Source organism: Rathayibacter sp. VKM Ac-2879 (assembly GCF_015351245.1).
GTDB lineage: Bacteria > Actinomycetota > Actinomycetes > Actinomycetales > Microbacteriaceae > Rathayibacter.
Window position 1 is genome coordinate 19,671 of record NZ_JADKSO010000004.1, and the last position, 19,669, is coordinate 39,339.

Here is a 19,669-nt window from a genome sequence, read left to right on the forward strand (position 1 = left end):
GCGGCGGACGGCCGCACGGTGGCCCACGCCTCAGCGCTGGGAGCGCAGCAGCGCCGCGACCACGAACGGAGCCGCGGCGAGCGCGATCGCCGGGTGACGCCTCCCGCGCGTGCCGGCGAAGGGGATGACCGCGAGGGGGACGGCGGCCGGAGCGAGCGCCCACGCGGCCCCCGGATCCGAGCGCCGCAGGGTGACGAAGGCCGCCGCGGTCAGCATCGACGTGCAGATGTAGAGCGCGTGATGGATCCAGTGCCAGCGGCCCGTGCGGACGACCCCCGCCGCCACCGCGACGCCGAGGGCGCAGTTCGCCGAGTAGCTCACGGCCGCCGCGCGCAGCCAGCCGCGGCCCATCACAGCCCCCGCGTGAGCAGCAACCGCGAGGGCGCCGCCCGCTCGACCCGCCAGCCCCGGGGCGCGACGGCCCTCAGCTCCGGCGCCGTGAAACTGCGCCGCACCGACAGCGAACCGTCATAGTGCAGGAACGAGCCCGCCGCGATCGGGCGGGTCGCCAGGAGATAGGCGGTGTAGGCCAGTCGTGACCGCTCGATGTCGTTGTGCAGCGAGCGCGGAGAGAGCCGCTCACTGTCCGCGAGCAGGGCGGAGAGCGCCTCCGGGCCCAAATGGTGCAGCACATGGTTGGACGTCACCAGGTCGAAGTGCTCGCCTTCGGCCACCAGCTCGGCGCTGCTCGCCCGGCGGAACTCGACGCCGGCCGTCGCGGGCTGCGACGTGGCGAAGACGGAGGCGCGCTCGTCGGGATCGACCGCGGTGATCGTGAGACGCAGTCCGTCCTCGTGCGCCCAGCCCGCGAGCGCACGGGCGACGTCGCCGCCTCCCGAGCCGACGTCGAGCAGACGGAACGGCTCGTCCACGCGCAGAAGAGGCCGCACCCGCGAGCGGTAGAGGCCGCGCCAGCCCGCCACGAGCCGGTTCACGAGGCCGAAGCGCGCGTACGTGGCGTCGAGGAGGGCGCGGTCGCAGTCGGGATCGTCCATCAGCTCCTGCTCGGACACCTCGCGGTGGCGGAGATCCGGAGCGAGCGGGGCGCGAGGGATCACGGCCCGCTCCGCTTGGTCAGCAGCGCCAGCTCGACGGTCAGCCCCGGGCCGAACGCCATCGCGCCGATCCGCTCGCCGTCGGCCGCCTCGCCGTGCAGAAGGCGCCGCAGGATGAAGAGGACCGTCGCGCTCGACATGTTGCCGTTCGTGCGCAGCACCTCGCGCGACGGCCGCAGCTGCTCCTCGTCGAGGCCGAGAGCGCCCTGCACCTTGTCGAGGATGCTCCGCCCGCCCGGGTGGATCGCCCAGCGTGCGACGTCGCCCACGCCGAGCGCCGCCCCCTCGAGGAGCGGGGCGACCGCGCCCTCGATGTTCGCCCCGATGATCGAGGGCACATAGCTGCTGAGTCGCATCGTGAAGCCGTGGTCGCCGATCGTCCACGCCATCTCGGACTCGCTCTCGTCGGCGAGGGTTGTCGCGAGGGCATCGAGCACGAGGAGCGGGACGCCAGGAGGCGCCTCCCGCGCAGTCACGACGGCCGCCGCGCCGCCGTCGGCGAAGACGGAGCTGGCCACGATCTGCTCGGGATCGTTCGAACTGGTCAGATGGATCGTGCAGAGCTCCACCGCGACCACGAGCACGACAGCCTCCGGGTCGGCTTCGCAGAACTGCCGGGCGGCCCGCAACGCGGGGAACGCTCCGTAGCAGCCCATGAACCCGAGGTGGAAGCGCTGCGTCGACGGGGCGAGCCCGAGCCTCCGGACGAGCTGGTAGTCGGGGCCGGGGGCGTAGAAGCCGGTGCACGAGACGGTGACGACGTGCGTGACGTCAGCGGGTTCCACCGCGGCGGCGGCGAGGGCGCGGCGTGCGGCCCCGGTGAAGAGCTCGGGAGCGCGTTCGGCGTACAGGGCATTGCGGGTGGCCGTCCCAGGATCGAGCACGAGGCCGCTCGCCGCGTCGTAGAAGACGCTCGCTCCTTCACGCTCGGCGCGGTCGAGCTCGTCGACGACGGTGAAGCGGGTGTCGATGCCGGAGGCGTCGAACGCGGCTCCGATCAAGCGCGAGCCCAGACGGTTGACGCGCGGTTGGGCGGCGAAGAGATCGCGTACGTCCGACTGCCGCAGGACAGTGCGGGGGACCGCGGTCTCGATGCTGCGCAGGTGGACGCTCACCCGCCGGAACCTATCGCAGGTTCCTGCGGATGAGCGGAGCCGCACACGGAGGTCAGAGGATCGGCTTCCCGCCGGTGACGGCGATCGTCGACCCGCTGATGTAGCTCGCCTCGTCCGAGGCGAGGAGGACGTAGGCCGGTGCGACCTCGGCCGGCTGCCCCGGGCGACCCAGCGGGACCTGCTCGCCGAACGACTCCACCGCCTCCGGTGGCATGGTCGAGGGGATGAGAGGCGTCCAGATCGGGCCTGGCGCGACCGCATTGACGCGGATGCCCTTCTCGCCGAGCGCTTGCGCGAAGGAGGCGCTCATGCTGAGGATCGCCGACTTCGTCGCCGCGTACGGCAGCAGCTGGTACGACGGCTGATCGGACTGGACCGAGCTCGTCGCGATGATCGAGGCGCCGGCGCGCAGATGCGGCAGTGCGGTCTTGACCAGGTGGAAGTACGCGCTCACGTTCGTCGTGATCGTGCGGTCCCACTCCCGGTCGGGGATGTCGGTGACGTCGTCGCGGCTCATCTGGAACGCTGCGTTGCTGACGAGGACCTCGAGGTGTCCGAAGCGCTCGACGGTCTCGGCGACGAGCGCGCGACAGTGCTCCGGATCCTGCAGGTCGCCGGGAAGGAGCAGCGCCTCGCGACCCGCCTCCTCGACCCAGGTGGCCGTGTCCTCGGCGTCCTCATGCTCGTCCAGATAGGAGATCGCCACGTCGGCCCCCTCGCGCGCGAAAGCGATTGCCACGGCCTTTCCGATGCCGCTGTCGGATCCGGTCACCAAGGCGACCTTGCCGGCCAGACGGCCGGAACCTCGGTAGCTCGTCTCGCCGTGGTCGGCCTTCGGGGTCAGCCCGGCTTCGGTGCCGGGTGGAGTCTGCTGGGGGGAGTCGGGAGTCATGGCTGTCCTCTCGTTCGGTCCGTCATCCCATGCAAATCCCAGACCAGCGGTCGATGCAGGGGGTTGACGGACGGAGCACTCCGGCGAAGGGTCCTACGCTTCCGGGATGGGCATCGAGCGGAGTGACCGTCTGGCCGACGAGCTGCGGGGGCTGCCGGACTCGCCGCTCCGTGACGACTACCTCGCGTTCCTTCGCGAGTACGGCGCCCAGGCCCTCGATCGCGACCTCGGTCCCGAGCACCTCACGGCAAGCTGTTTCGTGTTCTCGCCCGATCTCTCGCGCGTGCTGCTCTGCTTCCACGGCAAAGGGCGCTTCTGGGTACAGCTCGGCGGGCACATCGAGCCGGCCGACGCGTCCGTAGCGGAGGCGGCAGTGCGGGAGGCGCGAGAGGAGAGCGGCATCGTCGCACTGCGGCTTCTCGCGGTGGCCGCCGTCGACATCGACCGGCACGCGCTCGGGACCGGCTTCGGACGCTGCCTGCGGCACTGGGACGTGGGGTACGCGGCAGTGGCTGATCCGTCGGAGCCGCTGGTCGTCAGTCAGGAGAGCGGCGATGTGGCGTGGTGGCCGGTCGATGCGCTGCCTGCGGACGTGCCCCCGGGCTTCGCCGAACGCGTCGCGGGTGTTCGGGCCGCGCTATGAGGCCGGGTTTTGTTCACAATTCAGGATCGATGCAGATCTGCGGCGGGAAATCCGCGGATTTCCGTGGGAGTGAACAGGCTTCATCCTGAATTGTGAACGGTAGAGGCACCGTTTCCTGCGGCACGATGGGCGGGTGACCCTTTCCGACCCTCCCATCGTCGTTCTCGCCGGAGCCAGCGGCTTCCTCGGCACCGATCTCCGCCGACGATTCGCGGCCGACGGCTGGACCGTCCGTCGCGTCGGCCGCTCAGGCCCCGACGCGCGTTGGGGCGATACCCCCGCGATCACGCGCGCGCTCGAGGGGTCACGCCTCCTGGTCAACCTTGCCGGCAAGAGCGTCGACTGCCGGTACACGCCGGCGAACCGCGCCGAGATCCTGCGCTCGCGCGTCGAGACCACGGCCGAGCTGCACCGCGCGCTCGCCGCGGCCGTCACGCCTCCACCGGCGTGGATGAACGCGAGCACAGCCACCATCTACCGGCATGAGGAGGAGCGGGCGAACACCGAGGACGGAGTGCTCGGCGAGGGCTTCTCGGTCGACGTGGCTCGCGCATGGGAGGGAACGTTCTTCGCGGGCGAAACGCCAGGGGTGCGACGGCTCGCGCTCAGGATGGCGATCGTCCTCGGCGACGGGCCCGCGACGGGGATCCTCCTGCGCCTGGCCCGGTGGGGGCTCGGCGGCCCGCAGTACGACGGGCACTGGCCGTCGACGCGGGGGCGGCGCAAGGCGGGGGTGCATCACGAATACCGGCGCACTCACGGCCGGCAGCACTTCAGCTGGATCCACGTGGAGGACGTCTACCGGTCGATCCGGTTCCTGGAGGAGTCGCGTCTGGAGGGCCCGGTGAACCTTGCCTCGCCGAATCCGAGCGACAACGCCGAGCTGTCGCGGCTGCTACGCGCCGCCGTCGGACGGCGGTTGGGCGTTCCGGCGCCGCGCTTCGTGCTGGAGCCCGCGACCTTCCTGCTCCGCACCGAGACCGAGCTGCTTCTGAAGAGTCGCTGGGTCGTGCCGGGGCGCCTGGAGGAGGCGGGCTTCGCGTTCGCCCACCCGCGTCTCGCCGAGGCGCTCGGCGATATTGTGGGCGCGCCGCGCTGACGCCTCAGGAGCGCCGATCAGGAGGACGTCCGCCGTCCACGAGCGTCGTGCTCCGCCACGCGAAGCGCGATGTCGCGGCGGTAGACGCCACCGTCGAGGTGGATCAGGTCGAGCGCGCGGTAGGCCCGCTCGCGGGCCTGAGTGAAGTCGGCACCGCGGGCCACGACGTTGAGAACCCGGCCCCCCGTCGCCACGAAGCGCCCGTCGACGAGCTGGGTAGCGGCGTGGGCGAGGGTGACGCCGGGCACCTCGGCCGCCGCCTCGAGGCCCGTGAGAGCGCGACCGGTGACCGCGTTCTCGGGGTAGCCCTCGCTCGCGAGGACGACGGTGACGGCGACCTCGTCGGTGAAGGCCGGCCACGGCACGGAGGCGAGGGATCCGGTGGCCGCGGCGAGCAGCAGCGCCGAGAGCGGCGAGGAGAGGCGCGGCAGGACGACCTGGGTCTCGGGGTCGCCGAAGCGGGCGTTGAACTCGATGACGCGCAGTCCCGCCTCCGTCACGATGAGCCCGCAGTACAGCAGCCCGACGAACGGCGTGCGCTCGCGCTCGAGCTGGCGGATCGTGGGGATCGCGACGGTGTCGATGACCTCGTCGACGAAGGCGCGCTCGCTCGGCCAGCGTTCGGCGAGCCAGGGAAGCGGAGAGTAGGCGCCCATGCCGCCCGTGTTCGGTCCCTCGTCGCCGTCGCCGAGGCGCTTGAAGTCCTGCGCGGGGGACAGGGGGACGACATCGTGGCCGTCCGAGAGGAGGAAGAGCGAGACCTCCTGCCCGTCGAGGAACTCCTCGATGAGGACGTCGCCCGACTGCAGCCAGAACTCGGCGTGCGCGAGGGCGGCGCTGCGCGACCCCGTCACCAGGACGCCCTTGCCCGCGGCGAGCCCGTCGGCCTTGACGACCGAGGGGAGGCCGTATTCGTCGATCACGCGCGTCGCATCGACGAGGGTGGAGACCCGGGTGGCGCGGCCGGTGGGTACGCGCGCCATGTCCATCACGCGCTTGGCGAAGGTCTTGGAGCCTTCGAGGGCGGCGGCGGCCCGGTCCGGTCCGAAGGTAGGGATGCGGCGCTGTCGGAGAGCGTCGGCGACGCCCGCGACGAGGGGTGCCTCCGGGCCGATGACGACGAGCTCGATGCCCTGCTCGACCGCGAAGTCGGTGACGAGGCGGGGGCTGTTCGTGTCGAAGTGGATGACCTCGACGTCGCGCGCGATGCCGGCGTTGCCGGGAGCGGCGATGATGTCGTGGCGCTCGTCCTCCGCGAGGAGAGCGGTGATGATGGCGTGCTCACGGGCACCCGAACCGAGGACGAGGATCTTCACCTTGACAGGATAGGCCCGGCTCGCCGCCGACCGGCTCGTGCGTCGCCCGGTCGTGGGCGGGGGGAGGATGGGGGGATGGCGAAGGGACGCATCGACGAGGCGAGCGGTCAGGAGGCGGTGCGCGCGGCGCTCGCGGGGGGCGCGGATCGAGCGGTGACGGCGACGGCCGTGAGATTCCTCCTGCAGATCATCGAGACGAACGTGCCCGGCAGGAGCGTCGAGGTGCGGGTTCCTCCGTTCGGTGCGGCGCAGTGCGTCGAGGGCCCGGGGCACACGCGAGGCACTCCTCCGAACGTGGTCGAGATGGATGCGGCAACGTGGATCTCTCTCGCGACGGGGTCGTCGTCGTGGAGCGAGGGGCTCGCGAGTGGTCGTGTCCACGCGTCGGGGACACGGGCCGACCTCGGTCCTTTCCTTCCCCTTTTCCGCGTGCTCTGAGGGCGAGCCCGGGCGCCTCCGCGAACGTCTGGATGCTGGCTGAGTGTGGGCGAGTTAACTTCTCGTAAACGGTCCGGCTGGGGCCCTCGTACGACATTGACCTCCGGGATGCCGTCGGGTTGTCTGGGAATATCCCCCTCACGCGGCCAGGAGATTCCTCCGGATGCCGCTCGATGCTTGGAGCCTCCACACGATGCGCAGCACCTCCTCAGGCCGACACGGCCTCTCTCGAATCCTCTCCGTGACAGCGGTCGGCGCGATCGCCGGCGCAGCGCTGCTCGGCGCGGCTCCCGCGGTGGCGGCCGACGAGAAGGTCATCGACGTCTACACGATGAACGACTTCCACGGGCGTCTCGAGGCAACCGCCGGCTCGTCCGTCTCGCAGAGCACCGCCGGCGCCGCCTCCATCGCCTCGGCCTTCTCGACCTTCACGGCGCAGAACCCGGAGTCGATCCTGGTCTCGGCGGGGGACAACGTCGGCGCGTCGACCTTCACCTCGCTCGTGCAGAACGACGAGCCGACGATCGACGCCCTCAACGAGATCGGTCTCAGCGCGAGCGCGGTCGGCAACCACGAGCTCGACAAGGGCCGCGACGACCTCGACGACCGGATCGTGCCGCGCTCCGACTACGAGTACATCTCCTCCAATCTCCTCGAGAAGGACACGCACGAGCACGCGTACGCCCCGTCCTATGTGCGGGACTTCGACGGCGTGAAGGTCGGTTTCGTCGGCGCGACCACCGAGGACCTCCCGTACCTGGTGAGCCCCGACGGCATCGCGACCCTCGACGTCGCGCCGATCGTCGAGTCGGTCAACGAGGAGACGGCCCGTCTGCACGACGGGATCGACCAGAGCGACGATGCCGCGGTGCCGCAGAAGCAGAAGAACCTCGAGGCCGATGTCGTCATCGTCGTGATGCACGAGGGCGCCGCGTCTCCCGACGTCGACTTCACGGATCCCGCGTCGGTGTTCGGAAAGATCGTCGACGGAGTGGGTGCGAACGTCGACGCCATCGTCTCGGGTCACACCCATCAGGCGTACGACAAGGAGGTGACCGTCGGCGGGAACACGCTGCCCGTCCTCCAGACCGGCAGCTACGGCACCTACCTCGGCCACCTCCAGCTGAGCGTGGACCCCGCCACCAAGTCGCTCGCCTCGATCACCTCGAACCTGGTCGACCTTCTCCAGCCCGTCTCGGTCACCGACCCCAAGACGGGAGTCGTCTCGACCGTCTACTCGCCGATCTACGCGGCCGACTCGACCCCCGAGGGCCAGAAGGTGGCCGCCCTCGTGCAGAAGGCGGTCGACATCGCGAACGTCAAGGGCGCCGTCTCGATCGGCTCCATCACCGCCGACGTGCGTCGCGGAGTCCAGTCGAACGGCAGCGAGAACCGGGGCGCTGAGTCGACGATCGGCAATCTCGTCGCCGACGCGCAGCTGTGGGCGACGCAGGCCGACCTGGGCACGCAGATCGCCTTCATGAACCCCGGCGGAATCAGGCAGGACCTGAGCTACGTCTCCTCTGGCGAGGGCGACCCCGACGGCAACGTGACCTACAAGGAGGCGGCGATCGTCCAGCCGTTCGCCAACACCCTCGTCACTGAGACGCTGACCGGTGCGCAGATCAAGGCCGTGCTCGAGCAGCAGTGGCAGCCGGGCAAGTCGCGCCCGGAGCTGCACCTGGGCATCTCGGCTGACCTCTCGTACACCTATGACCCGACCGCGGAGGTGGGCGCGCACATCACGGGCGTCTTCTTCAAGGGGGAGCGGATCACCGACGAGCAGAGCTTCAAGGTCGTCACCAACTCGTTCCTCGGTGCGGGAGGCGACAACTTCACCGCGCTCGGGACGGGCACAGACAAGGCCGATTCCGGCCGCGTCGACCTCACCGCCTTCACGGAGTACATGGCCGCGTTCTCGCCGGTGACGCCCGATCCCGCCTCCCGCTCCATCGGCATCGTCGACACGAGTGTCGAGGGCTCGGACACCCTCTCGTACGAGCTGTCCTCGCTCGACGTCAACAACTCGGCGGTGCGGGACGACGAGGTGCAGGTGTTCGTCGACGGTCAGCGGGTCGCGAGCGCGCCCATCGATCACGGCATCGTGGACACGACGGATGAGCAGGGCCGTGCCTCGGTGAGCTTCTCCGTGGCCGGGGTGGCGCCGGGTGAGCACGAGCTCTCCTTCGTGCTGCCGACGACCAAGGTCTCGGTCCTCTCGACCCTCACGGTGGCCGCCGGACCGACTCCGACTCCGACTCCGACGGAGACCGTGATCCCGACGACCCCGTCGACGCAGCCCCCTGTGCTCCCGGGTGTGTCCGGCGGTCACACCGCGCAGCTCGCCTCGACCGGGGTGGACGCCACGCCCGCGCTCGTCGCCGGCATCGCCGCGCTCCTGCTCGGAGTCGGCATGACGGTCGCGCGAGTGCGTCGTCGGGCCGCATCGAAGTAGGCGACTCGTCGCAGGGGCCCTCGACTCCGGTCGGGGGCCCTTCGGCGTTCCTCGTGCGCGCGGGCGCGGAACGATTCCCTCCGTGAACGCGAGAACGCCGTCTCCCCGAAGGCGGGGGGACGGCGCGGGCGCGGGAGGGCCGGCTCAGTGCTGGGCGGGAACCTGGCGGTAGCCGTCGCGGCGGGCGATCAGCACCGTCGACACCGTGCCCCACGCGGCGATCCCACCGAGGACGACGAGGATTGCGATGCTCATGAGTGTTCTGCCTTTCGTTGTGGCGGGGTTCGATTCCTCCGCCGTGATACTGGGTACAACGTCTACTCTGAGGCGGTCTGTTCCTTAGGACAATCGAACTGTTCTTGCCCTGACGTGTAGTTTTCCTTCATGGATGTCCGTCGGCTCGAACTGCTCAGAGAACTCTCCATGCGCCGCTCGATCACGGCGGTGGCGGAGGCCACGCACCGCACCGCCTCCGCGGTCTCGCAGCAGCTCAAGGTGCTCGAGCGGGAGGCGGGGGTGCCGCTCATCGAGCGCTCCGGCCGCGGGGTCGTCCTCACCGCTGCGGGGCGTGAGCTTGCGCGCAGCGCCACGGAGATCGCCATCGCTCTCGAGCGCGCCGACGCCGTGTGGCAGACCTTCAAGAACAACCCGATCGGTGAGGTGACGATCGCGACGTTCCCGACCGCGGGCCAGATGCTCCTCCCGAACGCCCTCGTCGCACTGCGGAGCGTCGAGGGGCTCGTGGTGCAGTGCGAGGACGCCGATCCGGGCACGGACGAGTTCGCCGATCTCACGGCCGACTTCGACATCGTCCTGGCGCACTCGCCCACCGGTCGCAGTGCGTGGGCCGGGCGCGGGCTCGCCATGGCCGAGCTGATGGTCGAGCCGCTCGACATCGGTCTCCCGGTCGGGCACCGACTCGCTCAGCGCTCGACGGTGTCGGCGGCCGACCTCGTGGGCGAGACCTGGATCGGCGTGCCCGACGGCTTTCCCTTCGAGCGCATCATGCAAGAGATCGAGACCGCCTCGGGCGAGGCAGTGCGCGTCGAGCAGCGCTTCGCCTCCACTCGCGTGACGGAGGCGTTCGTCGCGGCCGGTCTCGGCATCGCGGTGCTTCCGCGCTACACGGCGGGAGGCGCGGGGGTCGTGGTCAAGCCGCTCCGGGGTGTGCACTCGGTGCGGCACATCGTCGCGTTGATGCGGCCCGACCGAGCCGAGCGTCTCTCCGTGCGCACCGTGGTGCGCGAGCTGCGGGCGGAGGCGGGGCGCCTGGTCCACGCGGCCTGAGGAGGTTCGTGGACGTCCTCAGGGCGAGGGAGAATGAAGGCATGACCGATCCGCTCGACTCTTCGCCGCGCTCCGAGGTCACCCGCGAGGAGGTCGACGTGCGTCGATCCCCTCGGGTGTGGCGGATCCTGGCCCTCGGCGCGGGCGTCGGCGCGATCGCCGCCTTCGTGCTGACCTTCGCGCTGCCCGAGACGGAGGGATTCTCGCGCGGGCAGGTCTTCGGCTTCAATCTGCTGCTGTTCGTGACCCTCTTCGGAGCCCTCGCGGCGCTCGTCGTCGTGGTGCTCGATCGCCTCGTCGGTCGGCGGGTCGTGCGGGTGACCGCCGAGCGGGTCGTCGAGCATGAGCCGCTCGCGGAGGACGAGGCCGAGTCGCTCGCGGGCGAAGACCCGCCCGGTGACCCCGCGGCTGACCCCGAGGAGCCGTCTGGCTTCGTCGGCCGCTGACCGCGCGGACGCTGCCTCAGTGGCGACGGCCGCGCGCCGGTCGACGATTCGTGGTGGTCCCCCGCTCGGCGGTGGCGCGCTTCGTCTTCCGTGACGTCGAGATCCGCTTCGCGATGAACGTGAGCAGGAAAGGCAGGATGCGGTAGATCACGGGAGTCTCCTCGTCGGGTACGCCTGGCGTGCGCACTCGTCGATCCTGGAGGCGTCGCTCGGTCTCCGGCACCCGTTGCGTCGCGCGGCCGGCTGTGCAGGGTCGCGACAGACCCACGCGCCGTGTCCTCCCGAGGAGGGTCGCGGCCGTCAGCTGAGCTGTGTGCGCTCCACCCAGTCCAGGTACTCCGGGGTGACCGTGCCGGTGACGTACTCGCCCGTGAAGCAGCTCATCTCGAGGTCCGTGACCTCGGAGCCCTCGAGGATCGCCGCCTTCATGTCGGCGACCTCCTGATAGATCAGGTAGTCGGCACCGATCGCCGCCGAGATCTCGGGGATGCGCCGATTGTGGGCGACAAGCTCTTGCCGGGAGGGCATGTTGATGCCGTAGACGTGCGGGTAGCGCACGGGCGGGGCGGCGGAGGCGAACGTCACCGTGTTCGCGCCGGCCGCCCGGGCCATGTCCACGATCTCCTTCGAGGTCGTGCCGCGCACTATCGAGTCGTCGACGATCAGCACGTTCTTGCCCTTGAACTCGCTCGACATCGCGTTCAGCTTCTGTCGCACCGACTTCTTGCGCACCGCCTGGCCCGGCATGATGAAGGTCCGGCCGACGTAGCGGTTCTTGTAGAAGCCTTCGCGGTACTCGATCCCGAGCTTCTGCGCCACCTGCATGGCCGCGGGGCGTGAGGAGTCGGGGATCGGCATGACCACGTCGATCGCGCCTCCTGGGGTGTACTGCGCGATGGTGTCGGCGAGGCGGTCGCCGAGGCGGAGCCGAGCCTCGTACACCGAGATGCCCGACATCACGGAGTCCGGTCGCGCGAGGTAGACGTACTCGAACGAGCACGGGATGAGACGCGGGTCCTTCGCGCACTGGCGGCTGGCCATCTGCCCGTCGGGCGTGATGAAGACCGCTTCGCCCGGAGCCACATCGCGCACGATCTCGAAGCCCTGCGCCTCGAGCACGAGCGACTCGGAGGCGACCACCCAGTCGTCAGGTCCGTTCACGGTGTAGCGGCGGCCGACGATGAGCGGGCGGATGCCGAAAGGGTCGCGGAAGGCGAGCAGGCCGACTCCCGCGATGAGCGCGATCGTCGCGTAGGAGCCCTCGACGCGCTCGTGCACGCGCGCGACCGCGTCGAACACCTCGTCGGCGTCGAGGTCGCGGCCCGACATCGACGCCTGGAGCTCGTTGGCGAGGACGTTGACCAGCAGCTCCGTGTCGGAGGTGGTGTTGAGGTGGCGGCGGTCGACGCGGAAGAGCTCTTCGGTGAGCTCGCGCGTGTTCGTCAGGTTGCCGTTGTGGACGAGGATGATGCCGTATGGCGCGTTCACGTAGAACGGCTGCGCCTCCTCCTCGCGCTCGGCGTTGCCCTTCGTGGCATACCGGACGTGGCCGAGGCCCATCGTGCCCAGCAGCGAGCGCATGTCGCGGGTGCGGAACGCCTCCCGGACCTGGCCGGCCGCCTTCTTGATGTGCAGCGTGCTGCCGTCGGCGGTCGCGATGCCCGTCGAGTCCTGGCCGCGGTGCTGCAGGAGGGAGAGGCTGTCGTAGATGGACTGGTTGACGGGTCCAGAGGAGACGATTCCAACGATTCCGCACATGCCGGAGGGGCTCCCAAGGGGATAGCAGGGGGGATGACGGTCCATCCTGACACGCTCGGGACGCATCCCCTAATGGCCGCCCCGGGCGGATTCGCCCGTGCGGCACAGCGCCGAGCCGCGCCGGTCGGCGGAATCGCCGGAGCCGACTCGGAGCCGGATGGCTCGGCTGCGAGACTGCTCGGATGTCCGCCTCCTCCGTCCTCGCCCACCTCGTCGCACGGATCGACGCCGAGGGGCTCGCCGCGCACGGCGTGCATGTGGCCGTCGGCGAGGAGGAGACGGAGCACCGTTGGCGAGGTGAAGAGCGGGCGAACGTCTACTCCGCCTCCAAAGGAGTGTGCGCGCTCGCCGTGGGCATCGCGATCGACGAAGGCGTGCTCGCGGCGGAGTCGACTGTCGCCGAGCTGCTTCCCGCGCTGCGACTGGGCACCGGGGTCGGCGAGGTGACGGTCGTCGATCTGCTCGCGATGCGCAGCGGGATCGACTTCGCGTGGTTCGCCGATCAGCCCGTCGGAGGGCCGGATCTGGCGCAGGAGATGCTCGGTCGCGACTCGGTGGGGAGGGGCGACGTCTTCCACTACAGCGACGCCAGCACGTATGCCGCGATGCGCATGCTCGGAGCCGTGGTGGGCGATGTCGCCCACTGGCTCGAGCCGCGGCTGTTCGCCCCGCTCGGCATCGAGGATCTGCGATGGCAGCGCTGCCCCGCGGGCTGGATCGTCGGCGGAAGCGGGCTGGAGCTGCGGACGGGGGGACTCGCTCGGATCGGCCGGCTGCTCCGCGACCGCGGACTCTGGCGCGGGCAGCGCCTCGTCGACGGCCGCTGGATCGACCGGATGAGCGAGCCGTGGCGAGAGACGGGAGCGCCGGCGCCGTTCGAGCACTACGGCCTGGCGCTCTGGAAGGGCCCGGGGTCATGTCGGCGCCTCGACGGGCTCTACGGCCAGTACGTGCTGATCGCGGGCGACGCCGTGGTCACGATCACCGCGCACGAGGAGGAGCGCGATCACCTCCTCGCGGAGCTCGCGGCCGAGGCGCTGGGCGGACGGTGATCGTCGTCGCCGAGCGGGCGCGACCAGGCGACCTCTCGCTCGAACTGGCCGGTCGCGAGGAACAGCCGCACCTGGTGCGCCTCCGGGAGCGCGGCGGCGAGCGCTTCGCGGTCGGCGGGGGCGAAGCCCAGCGTGCGCCAGAAAGGGCCGGAGCGTCTCGAGAACAGCCAGGCGCGCTCGGCTCCGCGCGCTGACGCGTCCTGTATCGCGAACCGGGCGAGGCGTGAGCCGGCACCGGAGGCTCGTCGGCCTGCCGCCACCGCGACGCTGCGGATCAGCACGTGGCGACCGCTGCTTTCGTAGCCGGTGCTGCCCACGATCTCGCCGGCGGGGTCGCGCTCGATCCAGAGGCGCACCGACGGGTCGTCGAGGCCGGCGAGCGTGAGGTCGGCCGCCCGGAGGAAACGGCGCAGCTCGTCGGAGTCGGCGGCGCGCGCCGGCGTGAGGGTCATGCATCGACGATGCCGCAGGGGGCTCAGGAGATGCCGTGAGGCGGTCGAGATCGGGCGCCGCCTCCGATCTGCCTGCTGAGGCGCCTCTCGCGAGCTGTCGCGAGACGGGGGGCGTGGGCAGTCGGTAGGGTCGTCGCGTGAATGATGAGACGAGCAGCTATGCCCGCGCAGGAGTCGACACGGCGGCGGGGGATCTCGCGGTCGAGCTGATGAAGTCGGCGGTGTCGGCGACGCACGACCGCCATGTGCTCGGCGGAGTCGGGGGGTTCGCTGGCCTCTACGACGTTTCGTTCCTCCACGGCTTCCGTGCTCCGCTGCTCGCGACCTCGACCGACGGTGTCGGCACCAAGGTCGCCCTCGCTCAGGCGATCGACAAGCACGACACCATCGGCCAGGACCTCGTCGGCATGGTCGTCGACGACATCGTCGTGGTCGGCGCCCGCCCCCTCTTCATGACCGACTACATCGCGTGCGGCAAGGTCGTGCCCGCGCGCATCGCCGACATCGTCGCCGGTATCGCGCGGGCGTGCTCCGCGACCGGCACCGCGCTCGTCGGCGGCGAGACCGCCGAGCATCCCGGCCTGCTCGGGGCCGACGACTACGACGTCGCAGGAGCCGCCGTGGGGGCCGTCGAGGCCGACGAGGTGCGCGGGGCCGACCGCGTGCGCGACGGAGACGCCGTGGTCGCGATGGCCTCCTCCGGGCTGCACTCGAACGGCTACTCGCTCGTGCGCCACATCCTGGCCGAGCAGAGGATCGGCTTCACCGAGCATTCCGTCGAGCTGGGCGGGGTCGTCGGCGAAGTGCTGCTCGAGCCCACCCGGCTCTACACCCGACCGGTGCTCGACGTGCTCGGCGACCCCGAGCTCGGCCCCGCCGTCCACTCGATCAGCCATGTCACCGGAGGCGGTATCGCGGCGAACCTCGCGCGCGTCCTCCCCCGCGGCTCCTGGGTCGAGGTCGAGCGTTCGAGCTGGAGCCCGTCGGAGGTGTTCCGCGCCCTCGCCGCGATGTCGGGAGCGTCACTGGAGAGCACCGAAGGCACCTGGAACCTCGGCATCGGGATGTTCGCGGTCGTGGCGGCCGACGCAGCCGACGGGGTGATCGCGCGCCTGGAACGCTCCGGGGTGCCCTCGTGGCGTGCCGGGCGAGTGTCGACGGGCGAGCGCTCGTTCGAGGGCTTCGAGCAGGGCGCCAAGGGCGTCGACGGAGGCGCGGTGCGTCTGGTCGGGTCGTACGCGGGCTGAGCGGTCGGGCGCGCGTCTCCCCGCGCACGTGATCGGCGCGAGGTCAGCGCACTCCGCGATGCATCCAGAACAGCGCGAGCGCCGCGACGGAGGAGGTCCCGACCATCGCGCCGGTGCGCACGAGCTCGGTCACCTCGCGGTCCGAGAACCAGCGTTGCACCATGTCCCGCTCGGTCTCCTCCCGCTCATGCTCGCCGTGCTCGAGATCCTCGGCGAGGAACACGTCGACCGCCTGCGCGACGAAGCCGTATGCCTCGTCCAGGCGGCCGAGGTGCTGGAGGCGTCCTGCTCGCACACCCGTCTCCTCGCGCAGTTCGGCGCGCGCGAGGGCGACGGCGTCTCCGCCGGCCGCGCCGTGGGGCCAGCTGCCGGCCGGGAACTCCCAGGCGCGACGACGCACGGGGTAGCGGTACTGCTCGACGAGCCAGAACCCCTCGCCCTCCCGGGGGAGCACAAGCGCGTAGTCGTCACGCTCGACGAAGGAGTAGACGTCGGTGACGCCGCCCGGCCAGAGCACCTCGTCTTCGTGCACCCGGATCCACGGCGTCTCGTAGGCGACCCTGGTCGAGAGCTGCCGGACGGCCGACGGGTCGCCCGTCTCGGCACGCGCAGCGGGGTCGCTCGAACCGAGCGACCCCGCTGGCGACGGCGAGTCACGCACGCTTTTGGTGCGGCTCCTCGAGGAGGTCGGTGTCGTCGCCCTCGTCGTCGGCGTCGATCCACTTCGAGTAGTCCGGCTCGTCCGGGTGGCTGAGCTCGCGCTCGAGCGCACTGTAATCGACCGCCGGGCTGAATGACTTCAGCTCACGAGCGATTTTGGTGTTCTTTGCCTTCTGACGGCCGCGCCCCATGGGTGACCCCCTCACGATGACAGGCCAGACGGGCGGTGAGCCGGCTGGGGATAAAGAGCAGACAGGGAAAGATGAAATCTAGCCGGTAGTTTAGCAGACGGGGCACCCGCCACCCCTGGCCTCACCGAGGCGGGAGACCGCCGTTCCGCGACCGTGTCAGGAGCACCGTGAACAGTGCGCTCGAACTGCGTCCGGTCGTGGTCGTCGGCGCCGGTCAGGCGGGGCTCTCCGTCGCCTACTATCTGCGCCGTCTCGGTCTCGAGCCGGGTTCCGACGTGATCGTCCTCGATCGCTCGCCGCGACCGGGAGGCGCGTGGCAGTTCCGCTGGGAGGCGCTGCGGCTGGGCTCCGCCCACCGCGTCCACGACCTTCCGGGTATGGACAGGATCGGCCTCTCCTTCGCCTCCGCGGACCGTGCCCGCCCCGCACGCGACGTGGTCTCGGAGTACTACGGCCGCTACGAGGAGGCGTTCGGTCTCGCTGTGCGGCGCCCCGAGGCGGTCAAGCGGGTCACGAGCGCGACTCCGGGCGACCTCTCGGCGCCTCTCGTCGTCGAGACCGAGCGGGGCACGGAACACGCGCGGATCCTCGTGAACGCGACCGGGACCTGGGGCTCGCCGTTCGTGCCCTCCTCTCCCGGCCGAGACCGGTTCGCGGGGCGGCACCTCGACACCACCGAGTATGTGCGGGCGGCCGATCTGGCCGATCAGCACGTGGTCGTGGTGGGAGGCGGCACCTCGGCGATCGGGTTCCTCCTCGAGCTCGAGAAGGTCGCGCGCACGGTGACCTGGGCGACGCGGCGTCCCGTCGTCTACCACGATGGCGAGCAGCTCGCCCTCGAGTCGGCGGCGGAGGCGGTGGCCGAGCAGGATCGCGCGGCTCGCGCCGGCCGTGCCCTCCCGAGCATCGTGGGCGGCACCGGCGTGCAGCGCACGCGAAGGGTCGTCGCGGGGATCGAGCGAGGGGTGCTGCGCGAGAGGGGGATGTTCTCGTCGATCGAGGAGCATGGGGTGCGCTGGCCCGACGGCTCCTTCACCCGCGCCGACACGATCATCTGGGCGACGGGGTTCCGGCCCGAGCTTCGCCACCTCGCGCCCCTCGGGTTGCGTGAGCGCGAAGGAGGCGTCGCGGTCGTCGACGGCGCCTCGGTCTCGGATCCGCGGGTGTTCTTCGCGGGGTACGGGCCGACCGCCTCGACGATCGGCGCCAACCGCTCGGGGCGCCGGATCGCGCGGGCAGTGCTCACGAGGCTCTCCTGACGGCACGACGCCGGGGCCCGGGAGCGGATCGGGGTTGCGGCCGGCCGTCGCCTCCTCGCCGGCTCAGCCCCGGACAGCCTCGCCGAGCACGGCACGGAGCAGCCCCCCGAGGGCCGCGGACAGGCCCACGCGCGCCGGGTCGCCGGGCTCGATCTTCGCCTCGAGGAGAGCGTTGAGGGTCGCGGAGAGGACCGGTACCGCCGCGGACGAGCACACGAGGAGCCTGCTCGGGAGCGCGGAGTCGAGCCCGGCCGGTCGGACGAGCAGCTCGAGTCGGGAGGCGGGCGCGCCGGTGGTGATCGCGACGGGCGCGCCTCCTGGGAGGACTGCGACGCGACCGCGACCGACGATCGCGGCATCGCCTCCGCTCGCGATCGTGAAGGCCCCCTCGAGCGGCACGAGCGCGACGAGCGCGCCCGGCGCGTGCTCGCTCGTGGCGGGATGCTGCAGCGTCGCAGGGGTATGCCAGAGCCGGCGGACTCTCGCGCCGGGCAGCAGCGCCTCCTGGCCCACGAGATCGAAGTGCGGACCGGAGTCGACGCCGATGCCTCTGGCCCGGAGCCAGCCGAGGGCGGGGGCATCGCGCAGCAGCGTCACCGGAGGCATGAGCGCTCCGGTCGGGTGGCGGTGAGTCGAGGCGGCGCGAGTCGGAACGAGGTGGGGTGGGACGGAGAGGACACTGACGCTCCCGGCGGAGGAGGGCGGAGCGAGCTCCGCGGCCATTTGAGGAAGCATCAGATTAAACTCGTTATACCTGATTACCGTGGACTGGCGCGTCTGGCGCGTAGAGATGGCGCCCTCAGACGGAGACGCCGCCCCCGACATGCTCCGATCGAGGATCGAGCGTGCCGAGGACGGCGTCGACGAAGCGTCGGCTACTGGAACCCGCCGCCACGGTCCTCCGGGTCGTCGATCGGGTCGGAGTCGGGCGTGTCGATCGAGTAGGTCACGTGGACCGCCTCGCCGACCTCCTTCGCGGCCACCGCGGCATAGACGAGGTGCGTCTCCTGGCCGTCGACGGCGGCGTAGACGTCCACCTCCTTCTCGTACCCTCCCTCGGTGCTGACGCGGTTCTCGGTCTGGCCGTCGAACGGGCCGCCCTGGAAGAAGGCGAGGTAGCTCTCGCCCTCGGCGAGGTCTCGGATGTCGTTGCTCATGCCCCAGTCCTACCATTCGCGCCCCGGCTGCGCGCGGCCTTGCGCTCCGCCGCGGCAGCACTCACGGAGAGTGCTCGGTGAGCGACCCGACAGATTGCGCCGCTGTTTTCCGTCTCCACGTTCCGAGCGCGATGCGCGGGATACCGTGCACTTATGCCGTTCATGCCGAGCCACGCTGTCGTTGCGCTGGCGTTCCGGAACGGACGCATCCCCGCCTCCGCCGTCGCTCTGGGCGCCGTGGTCCCCGATGCGGTCGCCGTGTCGCTCGGCGCGGTCGCCTCCCTGACCCACAGCCTGCTGGGCATCGTGACAATCGACCTGCTGCTGGGCCTCGGTGGATTCTTGCTCTGGCGGGCACTGGTGGCACCGGCCTGGCGCGACTTCGCGCCGGCGTTCGTGCGGGCACGCCTCCGTCCGGCCCCCACCCCGCCGAGCGGCTGGCGCGCGGTCACCGTGACGACGCTCCGCGCCTCCGTCGGCGTGATGATCGGTGCGGCGACCCACGTGCTGTGGGACGGCTTCACCTACTCGCGGGGACCGTTCGTCGCGGCGATCCCGTTCCTGCGGCGCGAGGTCGGCTCGCTGCCGGGCTACCTGTGGCTCCAGTACGGGAGCGCGCTCGTAGGCCTCCTCGGCCTGGGAATCGCCGCGCTCGTCTGGTATGTCTCGCGGCGACCCCGGCCCGTGACGGCCGATCGGCGGGGGCGGATGCGCGTCGCGGCGTGGACCACGATCCTGCTCGCGATGGTCGTGCCAGCCGGAGTGATCCTCGCAGGATCGGAGCCGGAGCATCTCGACACCGCGTACCACCCGCACCTGGTCGCGGCGGCCGGAGTGGCCGTCGAATCGACCGCGGGGGCGATCGTGGCTGTCGCCGTGCTCTGGCGGCTCTCGGGGATGCCCTCGGCGGAGCAGGAAGCGCCGTCGGCCTCCCGCGGCTCCCGGCCGGCCCCGCCGGAAGAGTGAGTGGCATCCGTCGCGAGGAGGATGTGCCGATGCAGAGCCCGGCTCTACTGTCGAGGAGGCCCGTTGGGGCGGGCCGCCTTTGGGGAAAGGCACAAGGGGAAATCGAGGGCTCGCGGCTCTGGCCGCGGGCCCTCTACCCGTGTCCGCCGTCCGCCGCTCCGTCGAGCACGCGAAGGCGTCG

The 19,669-nt window shown here is 71.0% G+C and carries 22 protein-coding genes; 10 read left to right on the top strand and 12 right to left on the bottom strand.

All coding sequences use genetic code 11. The features are described from left to right. Nucleotides 1–30: 30 nt before the first annotated feature. From ITJ45_RS10930 to ITJ45_RS10945, 4 genes are read right to left on the bottom strand one after another with little or no spacing between them, the layout of a single operon-like run. Nucleotides 31–351, bottom strand: coding sequence for a hypothetical protein (locus ITJ45_RS10930; RefSeq protein WP_194610417.1), 321 nt, complete (start codon nucleotides 349–351; stop codon nucleotides 31–33). After that, nucleotides 351–1,058 carry a class I SAM-dependent methyltransferase gene (locus ITJ45_RS10935; protein ID WP_323743024.1) on the bottom strand — a complete coding sequence of 236 codons (708 nt, stop codon included), beginning with the start codon at nucleotides 1,056–1,058 and terminating at the stop codon, nucleotides 351–353. Before ITJ45_RS10935 ends, ITJ45_RS10930 begins: the two co-directional genes overlap by 1 nt. Then, nucleotides 1,055–2,170 (bottom strand): type III polyketide synthase, encoded by a 1,116-nt coding sequence (locus tag ITJ45_RS10940; protein WP_194610415.1) that lies wholly within the window; start codon nucleotides 2,168–2,170, stop codon nucleotides 1,055–1,057. Before ITJ45_RS10940 ends, ITJ45_RS10935 begins: the two co-directional genes overlap by 4 nt. A gap of 52 nt (nucleotides 2,171–2,222) precedes the next feature. Continuing rightward, a complete protein-coding gene (locus ITJ45_RS10945) occupies nucleotides 2,223–3,062 on the bottom strand; it encodes an SDR family oxidoreductase (protein WP_194610413.1) in 840 nt (279 codons plus the stop codon). Nucleotides 3,063–3,168: 106 nt separating this feature from the next. Here ITJ45_RS10945 and ITJ45_RS10950 point away from each other — a divergent pair, with 106 nt between their 5' ends. Then, on the top strand, nucleotides 3,169–3,705 hold the full coding sequence (locus ITJ45_RS10950) for an NUDIX hydrolase (protein WP_194610411.1): 537 nt from the start codon (nucleotides 3,169–3,171) through the stop codon (nucleotides 3,703–3,705). Nucleotides 3,706–3,838: 133 nt separating this feature from the next. Then, on the top strand, nucleotides 3,839–4,804 hold the full coding sequence (locus tag ITJ45_RS10955) for an epimerase (protein ID WP_194610409.1): 966 nt from the start codon (nucleotides 3,839–3,841) through the stop codon (nucleotides 4,802–4,804). A gap of 17 nt (nucleotides 4,805–4,821) precedes the next feature. Here ITJ45_RS10955 and purD read toward each other — a convergent pair whose 3' ends face one another. Then, on the bottom strand, nucleotides 4,822–6,120 hold the full coding sequence (gene purD, locus ITJ45_RS10960) for a phosphoribosylamine--glycine ligase (protein WP_194610407.1): 1,299 nt from the start codon (nucleotides 6,118–6,120) through the stop codon (nucleotides 4,822–4,824). A gap of 75 nt (nucleotides 6,121–6,195) precedes the next feature. On the opposite strand from purD, the gene ITJ45_RS10965 reads away from it, so the two are divergent. The 4 genes from ITJ45_RS10965 to ITJ45_RS10980 all read left to right on the top strand — a co-directional run bounded on the left by ITJ45_RS10965 (nucleotide 6,196) and on the right by ITJ45_RS10980 (nucleotide 10,746). Further along, entirely contained in the window at nucleotides 6,196–6,558 is a 363-nt protein-coding gene (locus tag ITJ45_RS10965; protein ID WP_194610405.1) for a sterol carrier family protein, read from the top strand. Nucleotides 6,559–6,799: 241 nt separating this feature from the next. Continuing rightward, nucleotides 6,800–9,013: a bifunctional UDP-sugar hydrolase/5'-nucleotidase gene (locus ITJ45_RS10970; protein WP_323743022.1), complete on the top strand. Its 2,214-nt coding sequence runs from the start codon at nucleotides 6,800–6,802 to the stop codon at nucleotides 9,011–9,013. 384 nt (nucleotides 9,014–9,397) lie between these two features. Next, nucleotides 9,398–10,300, top strand: coding sequence for a LysR family transcriptional regulator (locus tag ITJ45_RS10975; protein WP_194610401.1), 903 nt, complete (start codon nucleotides 9,398–9,400; stop codon nucleotides 10,298–10,300). 41 nt (nucleotides 10,301–10,341) lie between these two features. Beyond that, the gene (locus ITJ45_RS10980) at nucleotides 10,342–10,746 is read left to right on the top strand and encodes a hypothetical protein (protein WP_194610400.1); all 405 of its coding nucleotides are present in this window, start codon (nucleotides 10,342–10,344) and stop codon (nucleotides 10,744–10,746) included. Nucleotides 10,747–10,762: 16 nt separating this feature from the next. On the opposite strand, the gene ITJ45_RS10985 is transcribed toward ITJ45_RS10980, so the two are convergent. Together ITJ45_RS10985 and purF are read right to left on the bottom strand one after the other, a co-directional pair. Further along, nucleotides 10,763–10,933 (bottom strand): hypothetical protein, encoded by a 171-nt coding sequence (locus ITJ45_RS10985; RefSeq protein ID WP_194610398.1) that lies wholly within the window; start codon nucleotides 10,931–10,933, stop codon nucleotides 10,763–10,765. Nucleotides 10,934–11,046: 113 nt separating this feature from the next. Continuing rightward, entirely contained in the window at nucleotides 11,047–12,504 is a 1,458-nt protein-coding gene (gene purF, locus ITJ45_RS10990; RefSeq protein ID WP_194610396.1) for an amidophosphoribosyltransferase, read from the bottom strand. 182 nt (nucleotides 12,505–12,686) lie between these two features. Here purF and ITJ45_RS10995 point away from each other — a divergent pair, with 182 nt between their 5' ends. Then, nucleotides 12,687–13,556, top strand: coding sequence for a serine hydrolase domain-containing protein (locus ITJ45_RS10995; RefSeq protein WP_194610395.1), 870 nt, complete (start codon nucleotides 12,687–12,689; stop codon nucleotides 13,554–13,556). On the opposite strand, the gene ITJ45_RS11000 is transcribed toward ITJ45_RS10995, so the two are convergent. Further along, nucleotides 13,511–14,008 carry a GNAT family N-acetyltransferase gene (locus ITJ45_RS11000; protein WP_194610393.1) on the bottom strand — a complete coding sequence of 166 codons (498 nt, stop codon included), beginning with the start codon at nucleotides 14,006–14,008 and terminating at the stop codon, nucleotides 13,511–13,513. The genes ITJ45_RS10995 and ITJ45_RS11000 overlap by 46 nt on opposite strands. Nucleotides 14,009–14,145: 137 nt before the next feature. Here ITJ45_RS11000 and purM point away from each other — a divergent pair, with 137 nt between their 5' ends. Next, a complete protein-coding gene (purM, locus tag ITJ45_RS11005) occupies nucleotides 14,146–15,255 on the top strand; it encodes a phosphoribosylformylglycinamidine cyclo-ligase (protein WP_194610391.1) in 1,110 nt (369 codons plus the stop codon). 43 nt (nucleotides 15,256–15,298) lie between these two features. Here purM and ITJ45_RS11010 read toward each other — a convergent pair whose 3' ends face one another. Further along, a complete protein-coding gene (locus ITJ45_RS11010) occupies nucleotides 15,299–15,916 on the bottom strand; it encodes an NUDIX domain-containing protein (protein ID WP_194610390.1) in 618 nt (205 codons plus the stop codon). Beyond that, a complete protein-coding gene (locus ITJ45_RS11015; protein WP_194610387.1) occupies nucleotides 15,909–16,106 on the bottom strand; it encodes a DUF3073 domain-containing protein in 198 nt (65 codons plus the stop codon). The genes ITJ45_RS11010 and ITJ45_RS11015 overlap by 8 nt, the downstream gene beginning before the upstream one ends. Nucleotides 16,107–16,273: 167 nt before the next feature. Here ITJ45_RS11015 and ITJ45_RS11020 point away from each other — a divergent pair, with 167 nt between their 5' ends. Continuing rightward, nucleotides 16,274–17,365 carry an FAD-dependent oxidoreductase gene (locus ITJ45_RS11020; RefSeq protein ID WP_194610385.1) on the top strand — a complete coding sequence of 364 codons (1,092 nt, stop codon included), beginning with the start codon at nucleotides 16,274–16,276 and terminating at the stop codon, nucleotides 17,363–17,365. Nucleotides 17,366–17,428: 63 nt separating this feature from the next. Here the strand turns inward: ITJ45_RS11020 and ITJ45_RS11025 are convergent, their stop codons facing one another. Together ITJ45_RS11025 and ITJ45_RS11030 are read right to left on the bottom strand one after the other, a co-directional pair. Continuing rightward, nucleotides 17,429–18,088 carry a hypothetical protein gene (locus ITJ45_RS11025; RefSeq protein ID WP_194610383.1) on the bottom strand — a complete coding sequence of 220 codons (660 nt, stop codon included), beginning with the start codon at nucleotides 18,086–18,088 and terminating at the stop codon, nucleotides 17,429–17,431. A 152-nt stretch (nucleotides 18,089–18,240) separates the two neighbouring features. After that, entirely contained in the window at nucleotides 18,241–18,522 is a 282-nt protein-coding gene (locus ITJ45_RS11030; protein WP_194610381.1) for an oligoribonuclease, read from the bottom strand. A gap of 153 nt (nucleotides 18,523–18,675) precedes the next feature. Here ITJ45_RS11030 and ITJ45_RS11035 point away from each other — a divergent pair, with 153 nt between their 5' ends. Beyond that, nucleotides 18,676–19,488: a DUF4184 family protein gene (locus ITJ45_RS11035; RefSeq protein WP_194610379.1), complete on the top strand. Its 813-nt coding sequence runs from the start codon at nucleotides 18,676–18,678 to the stop codon at nucleotides 19,486–19,488. Nucleotides 19,489–19,669: the final 181 nt, after the last annotated feature.

Coding starts and splice junctions, on each gene's coding strand:
- ITJ45_RS10930 (WP_194610417.1), bottom strand. CDS start 351: ATGGGCCGCGGCTGGCTGCGCGCGGCGGCCGTGAGCTACTCGGCGAAC.
- ITJ45_RS10945 (WP_194610413.1), bottom strand. CDS start 3,062: ATGACTCCCGACTCCCCCCAGCAGACTCCACCCGGCACCGAAGCCGGG.
- ITJ45_RS10950 (WP_194610411.1), top strand. CDS start 3,169: ATGGGCATCGAGCGGAGTGACCGTCTGGCCGACGAGCTGCGGGGGCTG.
- ITJ45_RS10965 (WP_194610405.1), top strand. CDS start 6,196: ATGGCGAAGGGACGCATCGACGAGGCGAGCGGTCAGGAGGCGGTGCGC.
- ITJ45_RS10975 (WP_194610401.1), top strand. CDS start 9,398: ATGGATGTCCGTCGGCTCGAACTGCTCAGAGAACTCTCCATGCGCCGC.
- ITJ45_RS10980 (WP_194610400.1), top strand. CDS start 10,342: ATGACCGATCCGCTCGACTCTTCGCCGCGCTCCGAGGTCACCCGCGAG.
- purF (WP_194610396.1), bottom strand. CDS start 12,504: ATGTGCGGAATCGTTGGAATCGTCTCCTCTGGACCCGTCAACCAGTCC.
- ITJ45_RS10995 (WP_194610395.1), top strand. CDS start 12,687: ATGTCCGCCTCCTCCGTCCTCGCCCACCTCGTCGCACGGATCGACGCC.
- ITJ45_RS11000 (WP_194610393.1), bottom strand. CDS start 14,008: ATGACCCTCACGCCGGCGCGCGCCGCCGACTCCGACGAGCTGCGCCGT.
- ITJ45_RS11015 (WP_194610387.1), bottom strand. CDS start 16,106: ATGGGGCGCGGCCGTCAGAAGGCAAAGAACACCAAAATCGCTCGTGAG.
- ITJ45_RS11025 (WP_194610383.1), bottom strand. CDS start 18,088: ATGGCCGCGGAGCTCGCTCCGCCCTCCTCCGCCGGGAGCGTCAGTGTC.
- ITJ45_RS11030 (WP_194610381.1), bottom strand. CDS start 18,522: ATGAGCAACGACATCCGAGACCTCGCCGAGGGCGAGAGCTACCTCGCC.
- ITJ45_RS11035 (WP_194610379.1), top strand. CDS start 18,676: ATGCCGTTCATGCCGAGCCACGCTGTCGTTGCGCTGGCGTTCCGGAAC.